Here is a 17,639-nt window from a genome sequence, read left to right on the forward strand (position 1 = left end):
TTTTCTATTCGATGTAATATGGGTCTTGCAAATTGTCTTCCACGAGTATAGCATGTTTTTTTGGTTTGATGCCATGACCAAATTTCACTGCCCAGTTGCGGGTAAATTCTGCTCCGAAGAAAACAATCATACACACGTAGGAAATCCACATCATTACCAAAATGATGGAACCAGCCGCTCCGTAAACTGACTCAGGTTCGGCAAAGCCAAAGTATAAGCCAAGGGCAAACTTGCCGATCTCAAAAAGGAAGGCTGTAAGAAAAGCCCCGACCCATACAGATTGCCACCTGATGATAGCATCGGGCAAAAGCTTGTACATCATGGCAAAAAGAGTTGCTATCACCGATAAAGAAACAATGAAATTAAAAATATAAAATAAAACATAGAGGTATGAAGGCCACCAAGACATCAACCAATCCCCAAGCACGGCCATGACCGATGTCAATACTAAGGAAATAAGCAGCAGAAAGGCTATCACTAATACCAGCCCAAATGAAAAAAGCCTGTCAACCAGCATTTTTTTAATGGCTTGATTTGGTTTGGGTAATACTCCCCATATTCGGTTAAGGCTTTTTTGCAATTGGAAAAAGACGGTGGTAGCACCAAAAATCAAAAGGGCAACACCCATGATCACGCCCCAGGTGCCGCTGTCAGCAAGGGTGGCATTGGCTACCAAGTCCTCGACCATTTCAGCCGAATCCGATCCAATCATTTCAGAAATTTCATTTTGCAGATTGCCCGATACGGCTTCTTCTCCGAAGAAATATCCAGCAATAGCGATGATTATTACCAATAGGGAAGGAAGGGAAAATATGGCGTAAAATGCGATGATAGCACTTTGTCTAAACGGATCCGCATCATTCCAACGCTTGGCAGTCTGTAGAAAAACCTCTTTGATATATTTGAATTTGAGTTCAGAAAGTTTAGGCATAAGTGGTTTTTTTAAAAGTTTGCTTAAGGGGATAACTGAAATAAAAAAGCTTGGTTTAATTATATTTTAAAAAAATTGTATAAAAATCAGAATAAAAAGTAAAAGAAACGAAATTTAGAATGCTATTTGTATTACTCCCTGTTACATTAATCACCTTGACATCATGGAAGTAAGTTTGAGAATTTTAGGATGTGGAGATGCATTTTGCAGTGGGGGAAGGTCCAATACATCATTTTATGTTTCTTCCCCGGAAATTAACTTTTTGATTGACTGTGGAGCTACTACACTTTTGGCATTGAAGAAGTATCAGATCCCGACTGGGGATATTGATATGATTGTTATTTCCCATATGCATGGGGACCACTTTGGTGGGCTGGTTTTTTTCTTGTTGGAGGAAAAGAAAAACAAGCGGAAAAAGCCCATCTGCATAGTATGCCCGGTCGGGATGGATGAAAAAGTAAAACAAGCGGTTGAATTATATTACCCTGGATCTAGTACTCTTTCAGAACTGGATATTAGGTACGTATTTTTCGGGTCCCACCAAACATTAGATTTGGAGAAAATCAAGATCGAGAGTTTCCCGGTAGTTCATTCCCAAGAGACCTTACCGCATGGTCTTAGAGTGACGGTGGGGGATAGGGTGATTGCTTATTCAGGAGATACCGAATGGACAGATGAGTTGTATGCCCTCTCTGACAGGGCTGACCTTTTCATTTGCGAATGCAACTTTTATTTAGATGGGGGGCCAAATCACATTTCCTATTCCACTTTGAAAACCAAAAAGCTTACTTGCAAAAGACTGATGCTTACCCATATGGGTGAAGAGATGCTGGATAATGCAGAATCTGTTGAATTTGAAATGGCGGAGGATGGAATGGTAATTAATTTCCCCAAAAATTAATCTGGTATGAAAAGTAGAAAACCCCGTTAGAATACGGGGTTTAATATCATTTGTTCGCTTCTCTTTTTTCAAGTGCCTGAAGGAGTGCATATTTTTCCATATCGATTTCCTTTCGCGTCCGGATCTTCAGTTTCCTAAGAACCACTAGTGGCGGACACCAGCCCTGAATTGCGTGCTGAGCCAAAAATCCTGTAACTATGGCTGATAGCAGTAACCATTTCTTGCTGCTCAAAGCTCCAAGCGCTACCCCAGTAAAGGCCAAGGTGGATGCATTCAGCTGCAGAACCCTTTCAACATCCCATTCTTCATCCAAATCTTTGATTCTTCTGCGAATCGTAATGGGGTTTTGGATGGAATAAAACCGGACATTTTCCTCAATATCGTTGTCTATCTCTTCGTTGATTTCTGGGTCTGAAACGTTTCTAACCCTGTCATTAGTCAAATATGAACTGCTTAACATGTTGTTTGTGGTTTGATTTGAAAAAAGTTCTTCAATAATCCCTCAAAATCAATGCCCTTGTCAAAGTTGCTTTAGACTTTTATTTTCTTCCGAAATAATAATAGCGTTCAAAAAAGGCATGTAATAAACTGGAAACATCCTCGTGATCAAGGTCAAGAAATTCATGCTCAATGTGATGTAGGTTGAATTCAATGATCAAGCTATCGAGCTCCTTGTCATTGAGCTGATACTTGCTTTTTAGTACTTGCATCACAGAATCGGATTTGATGATTTCTAAGTAGGGAGCTTGCCGCGATTGTTTTTCCATGGCTCTTCTGTATTGCCGCTTATTCCTCTCCCTTTTGGTAAAATAGGAAATCGGACCATCCACAGTAAAACCAGGGGTCATTTCCGTAGCACTGCCGCTGTGTCCACCGTAGACTCTTCCTGGTCCTGCCGGCTTACGGTTCGGATCCAAGTCCTTTGATATCCCTGGAATATAAAGGGAAGGACGTTGGCCAAACACGTACGCTGGAGGCAATCCCACAGCATCAAAAGTCAACGGAATCAATTGATGTTCCATTTCTGTTACTTCCCAATAATGTGGTACGTAGCCCTCCTTGGTAAATAACAAGGAGTCTCCTATGGAAGCACCTATTCTAAAATACCCACGGTCATTTGAAATAAAGGATTCCGAAGTTCTTAAATTTTCCACTTTGACATCCTTCAAATTGTAATTGTCAAGCACATCAATAACATTACCTGTCAATGCTTGCCCAAAAGCCGCAGAGCCACAGATAAGGAATACAAAAAGGTAAATTAGTATCCTAAAGGAATAGGACATGTCAGAATGGGTTATCGTTTTTCGGATATTGTTTTAATAATTTCTAAGGCTTTTTTCCAAGTGGCTGTAAATTCTTTTAGGGATTCGGAGGGCACAGGGCCCGCTGAAATGGATAAAAGGGTTTTGTTTTCAGTAGAATCCAATAAATATTGTTCCCGGTAGCTTCCAAGTGTCGAATTGGGATGGGCTTGAGGTTCATCGAAAAAGCCAATCTCCACAAGACGGTTACGATCAATGGCCATTACGATCCCACTTGCGATTATTTTCCCCGACTTATCTTTCCAAGCCACTAAGCCGCCTTTCTTCCAGTCCGCCTCAATCCATATGCCTTCCCCAAAAGGTGCTGCCCATTGGGGAATCAAACTTGGATCCAGTAATACCTCCCAAACAGTAGATACGGGTGCCTGGATTTTCAAATGCTCTTTGACAATACTCATAAGATGTGGGTTTGAAAAGTATGCTCAAATTAGCCAAAATCGCCCGTATTTCCGAAATCCCACCGTTAAAGAAAGCTAATTTGCATTTTTAAAGCGGAACGTCAACCCATACCAAAGTACCTTTACCCTTCCCGCTCTCAATATTAAACTCACCTTTTAACAGCTTGATTTTGGCTTGAATAGTCAGAAAACCAAAGCCATGGAGTATGTTGGAAGTGTCCATACCTTTACCATTATCCTCCACGGTAAGATTGATTGATTTTTTGTGGTGGATTAACTGTATACCCAACTCACTCGCACCGGCATGTTTCAATACGTTTTGGACTAGTTCCTGGCATACCCGGTAAAGAATGAGTTCCAATTGTTCGGGAAGTCTTTTATCGAATCCCAACATTTGAAAATTAATGTTAAGTTGTTGGGAAGTCCTCAGGTTGGAGATGAAGCTTTCAAGCGCCGCGTTCAGACCAAATCTCTTTAAACCGACCGGTGACATCTCATGGGCTATTTTCCGTACTTCCTCAATGGCTATGTCTAGCATACTAATGGCACTGTTGAATCCGGGGTTATCCATCAATTCTAGGTTTTCTTGTACGTCGCCAAATCTGAATTTCACACTGGAAAGCAAAGAACCAATGCTGTCATGCAAATCGCCAGCAATTCTGCCTCTTTCTGAGTCAAGGGATTCTACCATGGCCTTAAGGTGTTCGTCTTTTTGCCTTTGGATGAGCTCTGCTAGCTGCTGTTTTTCCTCCATTTCTCGGCGCAATTCCTGGTTTAGCTTAATTGTGTTTTCGTGGATAAGAGCGTTTTCTATGATGATCAAACCCTGATTGGCAATCATTTTGGCCCATTTTATAAGCTTTTGATTGTACCAATCATAGGCGAGGGTGTTTTCCAAAAATATTACCATTGACAATGCCCCCGAGATGGAAATTGGAAGAATGGCAAAAGACTTAACCTTCCTTTTAGTCAATTCTGGTACATGTTGGGCAGTACCTGACTCAGTGTCCCCGATGATTAATGGAGACATAGTTTTATGCGCCATTAGAATTAATGACTTTGGAAATTTCTCCTTGGAAATAGGTGCTTGAGGGTAGGAGAATGACTTACCTACCCGAGTTAAATTCCCACCATTTTCTGACAAATATATGCCAACTCCTGAACTCCCTGTAAATCTGAGCATCAACACCATCAATTTTTGAACTAAAGACTTGATGTTTAAATCCCCACTTAATTCTTTTTGTATGGTTTCAATATCCAAATGGTCTAGACTATAAATAGTCGAAGAGGATAAGATACAATCATATTGGAGCTCTAATTGGTCAACCTTGGAAAGTGCTCCCCATTCGGCGTATAGTTTTTTGGATTCAATCAATAACTCTCGAGCATCTTCCAAATTTTCATTATTCGTCAGCCTTGATTTTGCATACAACTCCTTGATTAGTCCCTGTAGAAAATAATTGTCCTGAGGAGCTTCCTGAAATGCATTTCTATAGAAGGATTCTGACTCTACAAAATTCTGAGAAGTCACACAGCTTTCTGCTTTTAAAAGTAATAGCTGGGCAAGAAAATTGGATGGGTTAAGTGTTGCCCAAGTCTCAAATTGAGCCAAGATTTCTTCAAATTTGTTATAATCTGCAAGGCTATTATTGCTAGAATGGTTTTGGGAAATGGATAGTGCAAGTAAGAACAGATTGGCTGAAAGCAGGGGGGATCCCTCCTGCAAAGTGCTGTTCTCCTGAGCTTTCAGTGCTGTTTGCTTGGCTATTTCGTAATGGCCACCCAAGAAATAGTAGATAGAAAGAACATAATTTCTATAAAAGGTTTCCTCTTGTATTGTCAAAACCGCCGCCAAATAGGAAGGTTGCTGCAGTGGTAGCAAAAAAGTAGAAGTTCGCCTTAACAAGTAATTAACTAAATGTTGCTGATATTGGGTGATGTAATAAGTCAACTCCATGCGGGGAGGGGTTTCTTCAAATTTTATCTGAAGAAGGTTTTCCAAAGGCCTCCCGGAAATAAAATGAAGGTTAAACAAATGGGTCTTCAGAATGTACAGTCCAATCAGGTCCCCTGTCAGCCTTCCTGCCTCAATTCCCTCATTGAGTATTTCATTACTTTTCGAAAAACTCTCTTTCCATGGCAAAATATAAAAACCATAAACTCCAAAAACCCTACAACGATATTGATGATCATGGTTTTTAAGGTTGAAAATCATTCCTTTTTTCCCAAGCTCCAATCCTTTTTTATAATCCCCGGTATTAATTTTCAGTCTGGCATAAGAGACAAAGCCAATAGCCTTAATGGATTGATTTTCTGACCATTCTGAGCGTAAAATTATTTGTAGGGCTGCCCAATTCATTAGCAGGTCTGAAGTATGGTGGAGAGCCATGCCACCAACATTTAGCAAATCGGTTATATATTGATTGTTTATCGCAGGTAGGTCATTTCCAAAGTCTACCCCTTTCTCCTGTTTCTCAGCTAAGAGTTTGACCTCATTTTTCCATGCTTTTTTTGGAGGCAAAATCAGTCCCAGCTCAGTGAGACTTTGTTTTAATATCTGCAGGACTTTACGGTATTTCCCAAAATGATTGTTGATGACAATCTTCAGACGGTAAACAGGCGTCCTTTTTTCCATATCCTTGAATTTCTCTAATAGAAAATCCAAATGGACCTCAGCCAAATCAAAATCTCCAAGATAATATTCCACCTTGGCCCTTTCCATGTAAACCTGATAGATTTGGTCTGACACTTTTTCCCAATCACATTCTTTGAGCAAGTTACCGCTGATTTTAAAAAATGATTTTGATTGGCTAAAAGCCTTTTCTCGCTTGGACATCATCCCAGCCTTATAATTCAGAATGGCACCAAATTCAAGTTTTCCACTTCTTCTTAGATAGGAAATGACCAAGTTGGTATGAGTGGCCGCAATGATAAATAACTGCGGATTAGATATGTTTTCCTCCGTTTTATAAAGAAGTTCTGCAAAGCTGAAATGGTAAATATCCTTTTCCTTTTCTGGGATGCTTTTGTAAATCAACTCCCCCAAATGAGTGTCACGAATATGGATATCTTGCCCCTTTTGAGAAAATATCCCTTGTTCAAACCCCTCCTGCAAAAGCTTCTCCAGAAGCTTTTCATTTCCCCCATACCATTCTCCCAATAATTTTTTGGGGATTGAGCCTACACAAACCATCTTATAAACCAACTCAAGTGCTTCTGAGCTTAGATTTTTCAACTTAATCTGGTGGAAGTTTTCCACATGTTGGTTTTTGAATAGAAGCTGTATCGCTTCTGTATTTCCAGACCATCTGCTATCTGATTTCCATATCAGGTTTCGACTCTTGAGGTCCTCCAGTATTAACTGCAAATGCAATAGTTTCCCTTGACTAAGTTTATGGCATAATTCTACCACTTTTGGACAGCAAGTTCCATCAAGCTGCTTCTCAATAAAGAGGGTACTTTGAGCTTTGTTAAGATTTTCAATACTAATTTGCTCAATTAATCTATTTTCAAAACCGAGACTATCTATGAGATGGGGGATAGGAGATTCCTTACCTTGAGAAGGCCTAAATGCCCCAACCCAAATGAGAGAGTCCTTTTGTAAATGGGTAAGGAGGTATTTGAGTAAGTTCAATTCAGCTTCACTCATCCACTGCAGGTCATCAGTGAAAAGAAGAATGGGTTTTTCAAAAAAACGCCTCAAAAACTGAAATAGCCTTAAAATAAGAGGGTAAAGTTGGTTTTCTATCGAAGGGGCAGTTTTGTCTACTTCGGTACTGTGCTGACCAGCCAATAAATTAAGCTCAGGGATATAATCCAAAATAATGGGAAAATCCTTACCAAAATATTCCTTCAGTGCCTGCGAAAAAGTATAAAAGGTTTCGGAAGACTGATCCTGATACAATTGCCCAATAAATCCTCCTATGGCATCCTTAAAATCTGAGTAAGGGATGTACCTCTGCTGTTTTTTATGTTGAGTTTGAAGTAAGGGATATAGAGAATAATATTCCGTGAGGAATGATTGAATCAAATGGCTTTTGCCGGTTCCTGCTAATCCAGAAACCAAGATGCCTATATGCAGGGGGTGGTCCGTTTTGGAATCCAGTTTACTGAAGGCAGCTTTAAGCTTATTCCAATTTGGATCTGTATTATGAATGGTGGGGGAGGTTTGGGAAATAGCCATAAAGAATATGGTTGGTTGGAGCAAATAAAATAAGAATAAGGGGAAACTACAAAGTCTCCCCTAATTACAACCACAATCCAACTAAACCAAAAACTCTTTATTGTTATTCTAAAATCAACGTATTCTAATATTCCCCCTTCTTCCTCGAGTTCTTATTTGCACCGCGTTGCTTGGCTCACTTTCATTGTGAAGCCTGTCAAATGTACTAACTTGATATGTGTAGTTAGTCCTTCTATCGGCAGTGTGATCCGTCCATTGCTGATTACTGTAAGCAGAGCGTTGCACGATTGCAATGATGTTGGCAGAGTTTTCTAGATCCAACTGTTCTTCTGAGCCTTCCGCTCTATATACGACATAATAGGAGTTATTATATGGCAAACCATCCCTCCAGGTTAAAGTAATTCCCCCACCTTGTGAGCCCTCTATTTCATCCAAAATTGGAGCAGCTGGATCATCTGATTCTATCCAAGGCATGGTCGGGACCAAAGCTTTGTGTGGGTAAACTTCCCTCATCTTTTCATTCAAAGCGCCTTGGTCATTCATGAAGGTTTTTGCACTGAAATACATGCTGCCATTTACGTTGGCATTGTCGCGGTTATAGGCAATTTGATTTTGAACTTCCTTAGGATCTTTCCAGCCGTCTTGTCCCAGTCTATATACGCCTTGGCCGATATATAGGTGTTTTCCATAAGTGTGGTCGGCCCACCAATCCACCAAGGTTTTATATTCAGCTCTCTCAAAGCCAATCTGCCAATAAAGCTGAGGAGTGATGTAATCAATCCAGCCCTCTCTAAGCCATTTAAGCACATCAGCATACAAGTCATCATAATTTGTCACACCAGCTTTGGTGTCCGAGCCCATTTCGTCCATATCCTTGTTTCTCCAAACTCCAAATGGGCTGATTCCGAATTTCACAAACGGTTTTTCTTGCTTAATTCTTTCGGCAAGTTCCTCTACGAAAGTGTCGACATTTTGTCTTCTCCAGTCATCAATATGGTCAAAATCTTGGCCATGAACCTTGTAGCTTAAAGAGTCAGGAAAATCCTCATTGGGAACCTTGTATGGATAAAAATAATCGTCAAAATGCACTGCATCTAGGTCATAGTGCTTAACCGTTTCGATGATAGAATTAAATACAAATTCCCTAGCCTCAGGAATCCCTGGGTCATAATACCACTTGCCCCCATAATGGACAAACCAATCTGGATTAGATATCAGGGGGTGATTTTCATTTGGAATAAAATCTTTCGAATTACTCGCCCGGTATGGGTTAAACCATGCGTGAAACTCTAGGCCTCTTTTTTTCGCCTCCTGGATTAAAAATGTCAATGGATTATAATAGGTGTTCGGCAAACGGCCCTGTGAACCTGTTAGGTATGCAGACCAAGGTTCGTAGGAGGAAGGATAAAATGTATCAGCCGTAGGCCTCACCTGCATGATGATGGCATTCATACCCAACTCCTGAAAATGGTCCAGCATCTTAACATACTCCTCTTGTTGCTCTTGAGCGCTGATGTTGCGCGTTGAAGGCCAGTCAATGTTTTCTACTGTTGCTATCCATACAGCTCTCAATTCTCTCTTTGGCTGGTTTTGAGCAATCAAATTCGTGGAAATAAGTAGAAATATGGCGACAAGAAGGTTTTTTATCATTTCGATTTATATTGGTGGGAACAATGGTATTGGATTAGACCGTCCATAGGGTCGGCCATGATGGTTCTGATTTTTATCCCTTTATCAGCGGCCACCTCCAGTAAAAATTCCTGAAAATAAAATCCAACTGATCCTACCACACCAATTGTGATTTCTGAATTGGAGCGATAGGGGCGGATGTAATAATCCATAAATTGAGAAAACCCAAGCTTAATCATCTTTCTCAATTCCGGTGTTTCAGCATGCTTTCGTAGAAAAGGAACAAAGCTTGCTAAATATCGATTGGCCAACGGCTTGTTGTAAACTTTGTCAAGTATCTGAGATGTGCTTAAAGTAAAGTCTTCATGAAAGCTGTTTTCGACCATCTTCGGAAGTCTCTTTTGGAACAGCAATGCTAAAAACTCCTTGCCCATTACCGCTCCACTACCAAAATCTCCCAGCATGTAGCCAAGAGATGGTACTGTCTGGGTGATTTCTTCGCCGTTGTAAAGGCAGCTGTTGGTGCCCGTCCCGATTACGCAGGCGATTCCTGCAGAGTCATGAAACAAGGCTCTGGCCGCACCCAAGATATCACCATTGACCTTCACATCATACACGGACAAGCCATTCTTAATTGCTTGTTTGACAACCTCTTGCTTTTGAGGCGTACCGCAACCAGCCCCATAGAAATGTACAGACCTTATGCTATCTATCTTAGGAGCAATCTGTTCATGGATTAGTTCTGTGATTTTGTCTTCTGAGAGAAAATATGGATTAAGGCCGATCGTTTTGATGGACTCCAAAACCTCCCCATTTCCGTTGATATATTTCCAATTGGTCTTAGAAGAGCCACTGTCAGCGATTAATAACATGCTTATTGGTTAAAAAGAAAAACTGTTGCCCACAAATATGTAGGTAATTGGTTTTTCCTGCATCCCTGAAAATAGGGATTTACCATAATCACTGAATTAGCCGCTCTTTGTAGGCATTGTTTACTAACTCTGCTGTGTTTTTGGCCTTTAGCTTAAAAAGTAAGTTTTTTCGATGGGTTTCCACGGTGTTTTTGCTAATAAATAGTAGGTCGGCTATCTCCTGTGTGGTAAGTCCGGTAGCGATGCTTTCGAGTACTTCCTGTTCTCTGCTGGATAGTTTTTCGACTTGAAGACTTTTGCTTTTTTTCATAAAACTGTTGAGCAAGGTCTGCTGAACCTCCTCGCCTAAAAATGTCTCTCCGGCATAAATGGACTCTATGGCAGTGATTAAATTTTGCTTGCCCGTGTTCTTGAGAATATACCCATGAGCTCCAGTTTTGAGCATGTCGGAAATGAAGTTACGGTCATTATGCATGGAAAGCCCCAGAATTTTTATTTCTGGTTGAATTTTTAATAGTTGCTTGCTGGTTTCCAAACCATCAAGCTCCGGCATACTAATATCCATGATAACCAAATCCACCTCTTGGTTTTCGCAAAGGGTCAAAACCTGCTTCCCATTCATGGCCTCTGCTACAACTTCAATTTTTTCCGATGCTTCCAACATGGATTTTATACCATCTATAAACATTTGATGATCATCGGCAACCAATACTTTAATCATTATTGTGGGCTTTAATAATTATAACTGCAATATACCAGCCTTTATTGACTAGGGAAACTGATTGTTTTTCAAAACTGAACTTAACTTAAAATTTTGTCAATGGAATTGCCATTAATCAAATAAATAAAAAATCTTTTTCATCGCTCGTTATTTTGCCTAATATTGGGGCTTTAAAAATAAGTACCCAGCAATGAAGGCACCCACCATTATATCCAAACCACTATTATCTGCCAAGGGGCAGCGTTATCTTTCCCTTGATGTATTGAGAGGTTTGACAGTATGTCTTATGATTGTGGTGAATACTCCTGGCAGCTGGGGGCATATCTATGCACCATTTAAACATGCTCCCTGGCATGGGTTCACACCGACAGATTGGGTTTTTCCATCGTTTCTGTTTGTGGTTGGAAATGCCATGAGCTTTGGATTGCGTAAATTCAAAGAAAGTGAACGTACTGAAGTTTTAAGTAAGCTGTTTAAAAGAGCAGGCTTGATTTTTCTTTTTGGTCTATTGCTTACCCTATTTCCTTTCATCTATCGAGATGGTGAGGGACAAATTTTGGTCAAAGATTTTTCAGCTGTTAGAATAATGGGGGTGTTGCAAAGAATTGCTTTATGTTATTTATTTGCAGGCTTTATTATACACTTCTGTAAAATTAAAACTACTTATTGGGTAGGCGCTGGGATTCTTCTTTCTTATTGGGCAGTAATGTTCTTTTATGGAGACGCTGCTGATCCGTATAGCCTTAAGGGAAATTTTACATTAAAATTTGATGCTTTAATAATACCAGCTGCAAACTTATACAAAGGCTTTGGTTTACCTTTTGACCCTGAAGGTTTATTTAGCACTTTACCAGCAGTAGTAAATGTACTTGCTGGATTTTGGGCAGGACTATTTATCCAAAAGGAAACTGGCCTGCTTCGCAAAACCAGAATGCTACGACTTGCCGGGGCACTGTGCGTGTTGCTCGGTTTGCTTTGGGATGTTTGGTTTCCTATCAATAAACCCATTTGGACAAGTAGCTTCGTCGTATACAGTGCCGGCTGGAGTTTGATAGTTTTATCGGGATTAATTTTCCTCATAGAGAAAATGCAAATATCGAAGTGGACCTATTTTTTCGAAGTCTTCGGCAAAAATCCTTTAATTCTTTTTATCCTGTCAGGAGTCCTGATTAAGACACTTTCCATCATTAGGGTGGGAGGGGTGCCCCTTTCCAGATGGATTTATCAAAATGCTTTTTTAAGCTGGAATGTGGATAAAACAGCCTCTTTGCTGTTTGCCATTTCCTTTATGCTTACCCTGTGGGTAGTGGGCTATTTCATGGAAAAGAATAAAATTTTTATTAAGGTTTAAGTACTATTAAAGCTAGTTAAGGCTTTATTCAATCAAAACGTCCCTTATTCTCCAGCCATATTTTTTCTCTCTTTTACATCTGAGTTTTAAATCAGTGATTTGCCAATATCCCTGTTTTCAGGGATGGATGGGAAGTGAAAAATCCAAAAATTTACCCAACAAAAAACCTATAAAGTAACCTTAGCTTTTTAACCTGCTGTTTGTGAAGGAGGTGGAAGGTTTTGGTACCTATTGAACTAACTAAAAAACACTATTATCAAAACCCTTAATTAATTAAACACATGAAAAAACTTTTACAGGCCTCCATCTGGTCTTTATGTTTTCTCCTGTTGCACTTTTCTGCCTTAGCGCAGACGAGGACCGTGACCGGGGTAGTTACATCGGCAGATGACGGTGAATCGTTGCCAGGTGTAAGCGTAATGGTCAAAGGCACCTCCACAGGCACCTCCACCGATATCGACGGCCGGTATTCCATTGAGGTGGATGAAAATGCCGTGCTTCGCTTTAGCTTTATCGGGATGCTAACCCAAGAAAAGCAAGTAGGTAACCAATCGGTTATTAATGTAGAACTTGGAACTGACACCAACACCCTGGATGAGGTGGTAATTGTTGGTTACGGTACTCAGAAAAGAAGCTTGGTGACCGGTGCTGTACAGACCGTAGATACCGAAGTGCTTCAAAGTAGACCAATTACCGATGTGGGTAGAGGGCTTCAGGGTACTACCCCCGGCCTTACCATCACCACGCCAAGTGGGCAGATTGGCCAGAATCCAAATATCCGATTAAGAGGGATGACGGGAACCTTGAGTAACACCGACGGTGCCCAGCCTTTGATCCTAGTGGATAACGTGGAGATTGAAAGCCTTCAGCTCATTAACCCAGAGGATATCGAAAGCATCTCCGTATTGAAGGATGCTGCCGCATCTTCCATTTACGGTTCGCGTGCTGCTTGGGGCGTGATTTTGATCACTACCAAATCAGGTGTGAAAGGTGGCAAGCCAAAAATCACCTATTCCAATAACATTGCTTATAGCACGCCTACCACTACTCCGGTAATCGCTCCTGGTGCTGATGGCGCTGAAATGGCTTTCCGTGCTTTGCAGAGAACCAACCCTTCAACCAACGTTTTTGGCGCAGTGGGGATGTTCTTTGACCAAGAGGGGATCCAAAAAATGCGTGAGTGGGAAGCCAATTATGGCGGACAGGATTTAGGAATGGAAATGGTGATGGGACGTGATTTTGAAATCCGTGACGGCCGTCTGTTCTTCTACCGCTCTTGGGACCCAGCAGATCTATTCCTAAGACAATACACCCCTCAGCAGAAGCACGATATCTCTGTATCTGGAGGAACTGAAAAAACAAGCTATTTCTTAAGTGCCGGTTATTTGGGCCAAAGTGGCCAGTTGAAAGTCAATCCTGATGAGTATAACCGTTACAACCTTAACTTTTCTGTAAATACAGCGGTAACCGATTGGATGGATGTAAGAGCCAAAGTACTTTATACAGAAAGTAATTTTACAAGACCTTTCTACTTCTCCTCCGAGACCTATGACCCTTGGTATTACATCTTTAGATGGCAGTCTGTGTACCCTTACGGTACCTATGAGGGGAGACCTTTCAGAAATTCCATTTCTGAAGTAGAGCAGGCTCACATGAACCAAGAAAACGAGACCATGTCCCGTATCAACTTGGGTACTACCTTGAGACCACTAAGAGGACTTTCCATTAATTTGGATTATACCTATTCGAATAACAACACCAACCTGCACCAAACTGGGGGTGTGCTTTCTGCCTATAATTTCTGGGCAACAGGTGCTAACCTGATTTATGAACCATATAGTAGCCCTGCCTACAATAGAGTGCAGTATGATTCCGAATGGTCCAAGAGACATGTTGGTAGAGCAATTGCCACCTATGAATTTGACATCAACAATGACCATAACTTCAAGGTGATGGCAGGTTCGGATATGGAATCTTTTGAATTCTGGTCGCACTGGTCTCAGAGAAGAAATTTGATGGATCCGAATAGAGGAGAAATTTCTCTTGCAACGGGCGATATGTTTGTGGATGGTGATAGAAATGCTTGGGCTACTTTGGGTTTCTTTAGCCGTTTCAACTATAACTACAAAGAAAAATACCTTTTTGAACTTAACGGTAGATATGATGGCTCGTCCAGACTTTCTCCAACTGACAGATGGGCATTTTTCCCATCCATGTCGGCGGGTTGGGTAGTTACAGAAGAGGATTTCATGCAGCCACTCGCACCAGTTTTGACCTTCTTGAAACTTAGGGGCTCTTATGGTTCAATTGGTAACCAAAATGCTTTCCTAGGAGACATTTATAGAATCATGGGTTCATCCACTTCAAATTGGATGATTGGAAATGAAAACATGATCACTACGGCCACTCCAGGTGCACTACCTACCAACTTGACCTGGGAAACCATCAGTACTTTGGACATCGGGTTTGATGCCAGATTCTGGAGAGACAAGTTCGGCGTGAGCTTCAACTGGTACGAAAGAACCACCAGCGACATGCACAGTGCCGGTTTGGTAGTGCCAACAACCTTCGGTACCACGCCTACCAAGCAAAACTGGGGTGAATTGCAGACTAGAGGTTGGGAGTTGGCCGTAGATTATAGCCACGCTTTCAACAACGGCTTCAGATTGAACACCACGCTAATGCTTTCTGACTTCCAAGAAAGAATCACTGAATTCGCTGATAACAGAGGTATCGATCAAGACAGACCTGGAAAAGTATTGGGGGAGATTTGGGGTTACGAAACCGACAGATTGTTCACTGCTAATGATTTTGTGCAGGATGCAAACGGTGAGTTTGTATTGGAGGATGGCCGGTACATCATGAGAGACGGGATTCCTGATCAGTCTTTCTATGAAAGTGGCTGGTTCTTCTACGGACCTGGGGATGTGAAATACAGAGACCTTAACGGTGATGGTTCCATTACTCCTGGTGATGGTACTGTAGATGATCCAGGTGATAGGAGAATAATTGGTAACTCTACACCTAGGTATCAGTATGGTTTGCGAGTAGGTGGTGATTTCAAAGGTTTTGATTTCAACTTCTTCCTTCAAGGTGTAGGGAAAAGAGATTTCTGGGCCAGTGGACCTTTGGCCGTTCCAGGATTCCGTCCAGGAGAGGCTTGGTATGCGCACCAGTTGGATTATTGGACGCCTGAAAACCCGAATGCCTTCTATCCAAGGCCTACTGACCAAGGACAGTCTGCAAATGCAAGAAACTTCCTGCCTCAGACGCAATACCTTCTTGATATGTCATATTTGAGAATGAAGAACATAACCCTTGGTTATACACTTCCAACTGAATTGACTCAAAGGATAAAAATTGACAGGGTGAGGGTTTACATCTCTGGTGAAAACCTATTTGAGTTTACAAACTTGGATCTTCCAATTGATCCGGAGACCGATTACACTCAGGCGGGATTAGATGATCCAGCTTCTTTCGGTAGAGTTTACCCTTATAGAAGAAGCTATTCAGCAGGTTTCCAGTTCACACTTTAAGATTTAAAATTTTAGCATAATGAAAAATAAAATAATCGGATGTTTACTCACTGCCATGGTGGCGGTTGGGGGCTGTGCAGAGGATTTTCTCGAAAAGCCACCAATCGATCAGTTGACAGATGAAACATATTGGACTACAGAAGAAAATGTCAGGACTTTTGCCTGGGGTTTTTATTCCAAATACTTCACAGGATATGGTACAGGTTGGACTTGGGGAAGTTACTTTTCAGGCCAAAGCTTGAATGATGATTTTTCACCTACTACCCCCCCTCAGTACCGCTTAAACCCCGTGACGGCCTCAACTACTACCTATTACAACTTTAACTGGGTAAGAAAGGCTAATATCTTCATCGACAGAATTCAGACTTTACCGATGGAAGAGGCTGCTATCAACCATTGGGTAGGTGTTGCAAGGTTCTTTCGGGCCATGGAGTATTCCAATATGGTCAACCAATTTGGAGATGTACCTTGGATAGGTGAAGAAGTGGATGAACAGGATCAGGCGCAGATCTACAGACCGAGAGATCCTAGAGCTTATGTGATGGACAGAGTGTTGGAAGATTTCCAATTTGCAGCTGAGCATGTAAGAGTGAGTGATGGCGTATCTGGGTTGACTGTAAATAAAGATGTGGTTTTGGCCTTTATGTCTAGAGCCATGCTTTTTGAAGGTTCTTGGCAGAAATACCACGACGGCAACAATGCTAAAGCTTCTGAATATTTCGAAGCTGCCAAATGGGCTGCTGACCAAGTGATAGCTTCAGGACGTTATTCCTTGGGTAACTACCGTGAGACTTTTACTTCATTAAATCTTGCTGGAAACCCTGAGGTTATCCTTTATAGACACTACGAGCCTGGAATGTTGTCACATTCATTGATGAGCTACAATAACTTTGAGCCCCAGACTGGGGTGTCTAAAAATGCCATCGATTCCTATTTAATGGTAGATGGTCTTCCGATTTCTCTTTCTCCTAACTATCAGGGAGACAGAACTCGTGAGGAGTACCTTTCCAACCGTGACGGTAGAATGTACGAAACTTTCGTAACTGATGAGTATAGAGTAAATGGTATCATCCCAGAATACAGTACTTCCGGTATTTCTACTCACAAGTTTTTGAATGAAAGCATAAGAAATACTCCCGAAGGTAGCTCCAACCTTAATATAATCGATGCCCCTGTAATCCGTTATGGAGAGGTTTTGATGAATTATGTGGAAGCTGCAGCTGAACTTGGCGTATTGGGTGGCGCTGGTATTACACAAGAGGATATCGATAAAACCATCAACGTGCTAAGAGCAAGACCAGGAGTAGATATGCCGGCTGTTCAGCTAGCTGGTGAGCAGTTCTCCGTTAATGGAGTGACTTATCAGGATCCAAACCAAGACCAATCTGTTTCTCCATTGATTTGGGAAATCAGAAGAGAAAGAAGAATCGAATTGATGATGGAAGGATTCCGTCTGAACGATTTGAGAAGATGGAAGAAAATGGAATACACGGATACTAGAGAAAACCCAACGATCAACAGAGGTGCTTGGATCCGTGAATCTGATTTTCCAGGACTTCAAAGCAGTGTAGTTCTTTCTGAAGGGGATGAAGGTTATATTATTCCTGCTCCAGTTGAGGCTGCTCAGCGAGTATTCAACAACCCAAGAGTTTATCTTGATCCTATTCCAATCGATCAGATTGCCCTTTACAGGGAAAATGGGGTGACGCTGGAGCAAAATCCAGGTTGGTAATTTCAATCACTTCAATTAATACCAAAAGGCCCTTCGTTGTGAAGGGCCTTTTGTTTGCCTCTT

General features: G+C 41.3%; 12 protein-coding genes. 4 read left to right on the forward strand and 8 right to left on the reverse strand.

Annotation, left to right across the window (positions count from 1 at the left end):
- Positions 1 to 4: 4 nt before the first annotated feature.
- On the reverse strand, positions 5 to 931 hold the full coding sequence (locus tag FPL27_RS09300; RefSeq protein WP_143960837.1) for a YihY/virulence factor BrkB family protein: 927 nt from the start codon (positions 929 to 931) through the stop codon (positions 5 to 7).
- A 163-nt stretch (positions 932 to 1,094) separates the two neighbouring features.
- On the opposite strand from FPL27_RS09300, the gene FPL27_RS09305 reads away from it, so the two are divergent.
- Positions 1,095 to 1,832 carry an MBL fold metallo-hydrolase gene (locus tag FPL27_RS09305; RefSeq protein ID WP_143960838.1) on the forward strand — a complete coding sequence of 246 codons (738 nt, stop codon included), beginning with the start codon at positions 1,095 to 1,097 and terminating at the stop codon, positions 1,830 to 1,832.
- A gap of 46 nt (positions 1,833 to 1,878) precedes the next feature.
- Here the strand turns inward: FPL27_RS09305 and FPL27_RS09310 are convergent, their stop codons facing one another.
- The 7 genes from FPL27_RS09310 to FPL27_RS09340 form a co-directional block, all read right to left on the reverse strand.
- Entirely contained in the window at positions 1,879 to 2,292 is a 414-nt protein-coding gene (locus FPL27_RS09310; protein ID WP_143960839.1) for a YgaP family membrane protein, read from the reverse strand.
- A 79-nt stretch (positions 2,293 to 2,371) separates the two neighbouring features.
- Entirely contained in the window at positions 2,372 to 3,115 is a 744-nt protein-coding gene (locus tag FPL27_RS09315) for a hypothetical protein (protein WP_143960840.1), read from the reverse strand.
- Between the two features lie 11 nt (positions 3,116 to 3,126).
- Positions 3,127 to 3,552: an SRPBCC family protein gene (locus FPL27_RS09320; protein WP_143960841.1), complete on the reverse strand. Its 426-nt coding sequence runs from the start codon at positions 3,550 to 3,552 to the stop codon at positions 3,127 to 3,129.
- 88 nt (positions 3,553 to 3,640) lie between these two features.
- A complete protein-coding gene (locus FPL27_RS09325) occupies positions 3,641 to 7,735 on the reverse strand; it encodes an AAA family ATPase (protein WP_143960842.1) in 4,095 nt (1,364 codons plus the stop codon).
- 114 nt (positions 7,736 to 7,849) lie between these two features.
- Positions 7,850 to 9,385 carry a glycoside hydrolase family 10 protein gene (locus FPL27_RS09330; RefSeq protein WP_143960843.1) on the reverse strand — a complete coding sequence of 512 codons (1,536 nt, stop codon included), beginning with the start codon at positions 9,383 to 9,385 and terminating at the stop codon, positions 7,850 to 7,852.
- Positions 9,382 to 10,236: an N-acetylglucosamine kinase gene (locus FPL27_RS09335; RefSeq protein ID WP_143960844.1), complete on the reverse strand. Its 855-nt coding sequence runs from the start codon at positions 10,234 to 10,236 to the stop codon at positions 9,382 to 9,384. Before FPL27_RS09335 ends, FPL27_RS09330 begins: the two co-directional genes overlap by 4 nt.
- A gap of 88 nt (positions 10,237 to 10,324) precedes the next feature.
- Entirely contained in the window at positions 10,325 to 10,957 is a 633-nt protein-coding gene (locus FPL27_RS09340; RefSeq protein WP_143960845.1) for a response regulator, read from the reverse strand.
- 190 nt (positions 10,958 to 11,147) lie between these two features.
- Here FPL27_RS09340 and FPL27_RS09345 point away from each other — a divergent pair, with 190 nt between their 5' ends.
- From FPL27_RS09345 to FPL27_RS09355, 3 genes are all read left to right on the forward strand, one after another.
- Entirely contained in the window at positions 11,148 to 12,308 is a 1,161-nt protein-coding gene (locus FPL27_RS09345; protein WP_143960846.1) for an acyltransferase family protein, read from the forward strand.
- 281 nt (positions 12,309 to 12,589) lie between these two features.
- Positions 12,590 to 15,844 carry a SusC/RagA family TonB-linked outer membrane protein gene (locus FPL27_RS09350; protein WP_143960847.1) on the forward strand — a complete coding sequence of 1,085 codons (3,255 nt, stop codon included), beginning with the start codon at positions 12,590 to 12,592 and terminating at the stop codon, positions 15,842 to 15,844.
- Positions 15,845 to 15,863: 19 nt separating this feature from the next.
- Positions 15,864 to 17,576 (forward strand): RagB/SusD family nutrient uptake outer membrane protein, encoded by a 1,713-nt coding sequence (locus FPL27_RS09355; protein ID WP_143960848.1) that lies wholly within the window; start codon positions 15,864 to 15,866, stop codon positions 17,574 to 17,576.
- Positions 17,577 to 17,639 lie beyond the last annotated feature (63 nt).

It is taken from the genome of Litoribacter populi (genome assembly GCF_007483685.1).
Taxonomy (GTDB): domain Bacteria; phylum Bacteroidota; class Bacteroidia; order Cytophagales; family Cyclobacteriaceae; genus Litoribacter; species Litoribacter populi.

Bases quoted from the DNA above. Each gene is read 5' to 3' on its own strand.
- FPL27_RS09320 (WP_143960841.1), bottom strand. From the start codon at position 3,552: ATGAGTATTGTCAAAGAGCATTTGAAAATCCAGGCACCCGTATCTACT.
- FPL27_RS09330 (WP_143960843.1), bottom strand. From the start codon at position 9,385: ATGATAAAAAACCTTCTTGTCGCCATATTTCTACTTATTTCCACGAAT.
- FPL27_RS09335 (WP_143960844.1), bottom strand. From the start codon at position 10,236: ATGTTATTAATCGCTGACAGTGGCTCTTCTAAGACCAATTGGAAATAT.
- FPL27_RS09315 (WP_143960840.1), bottom strand. From the start codon at position 3,115: ATGTCCTATTCCTTTAGGATACTAATTTACCTTTTTGTATTCCTTATC.
- FPL27_RS09355 (WP_143960848.1), top strand. From the start codon at position 15,864: ATGAAAAATAAAATAATCGGATGTTTACTCACTGCCATGGTGGCGGTT.
- FPL27_RS09300 (WP_143960837.1), bottom strand. From the start codon at position 931: ATGCCTAAACTTTCTGAACTCAAATTCAAATATATCAAAGAGGTTTTT.
- FPL27_RS09345 (WP_143960846.1), top strand. From the start codon at position 11,148: ATGAAGGCACCCACCATTATATCCAAACCACTATTATCTGCCAAGGGG.
- FPL27_RS09350 (WP_143960847.1), top strand. From the start codon at position 12,590: ATGAAAAAACTTTTACAGGCCTCCATCTGGTCTTTATGTTTTCTCCTG.
- FPL27_RS09325 (WP_143960842.1), bottom strand. From the start codon at position 7,735: ATGGCTATTTCCCAAACCTCCCCCACCATTCATAATACAGATCCAAAT.
- FPL27_RS09310 (WP_143960839.1), bottom strand. From the start codon at position 2,292: ATGTTAAGCAGTTCATATTTGACTAATGACAGGGTTAGAAACGTTTCA.
- FPL27_RS09305 (WP_143960838.1), top strand. From the start codon at position 1,095: ATGGAAGTAAGTTTGAGAATTTTAGGATGTGGAGATGCATTTTGCAGT.
- FPL27_RS09340 (WP_143960845.1), bottom strand. From the start codon at position 10,957: ATGATTAAAGTATTGGTTGCCGATGATCATCAAATGTTTATAGATGGT.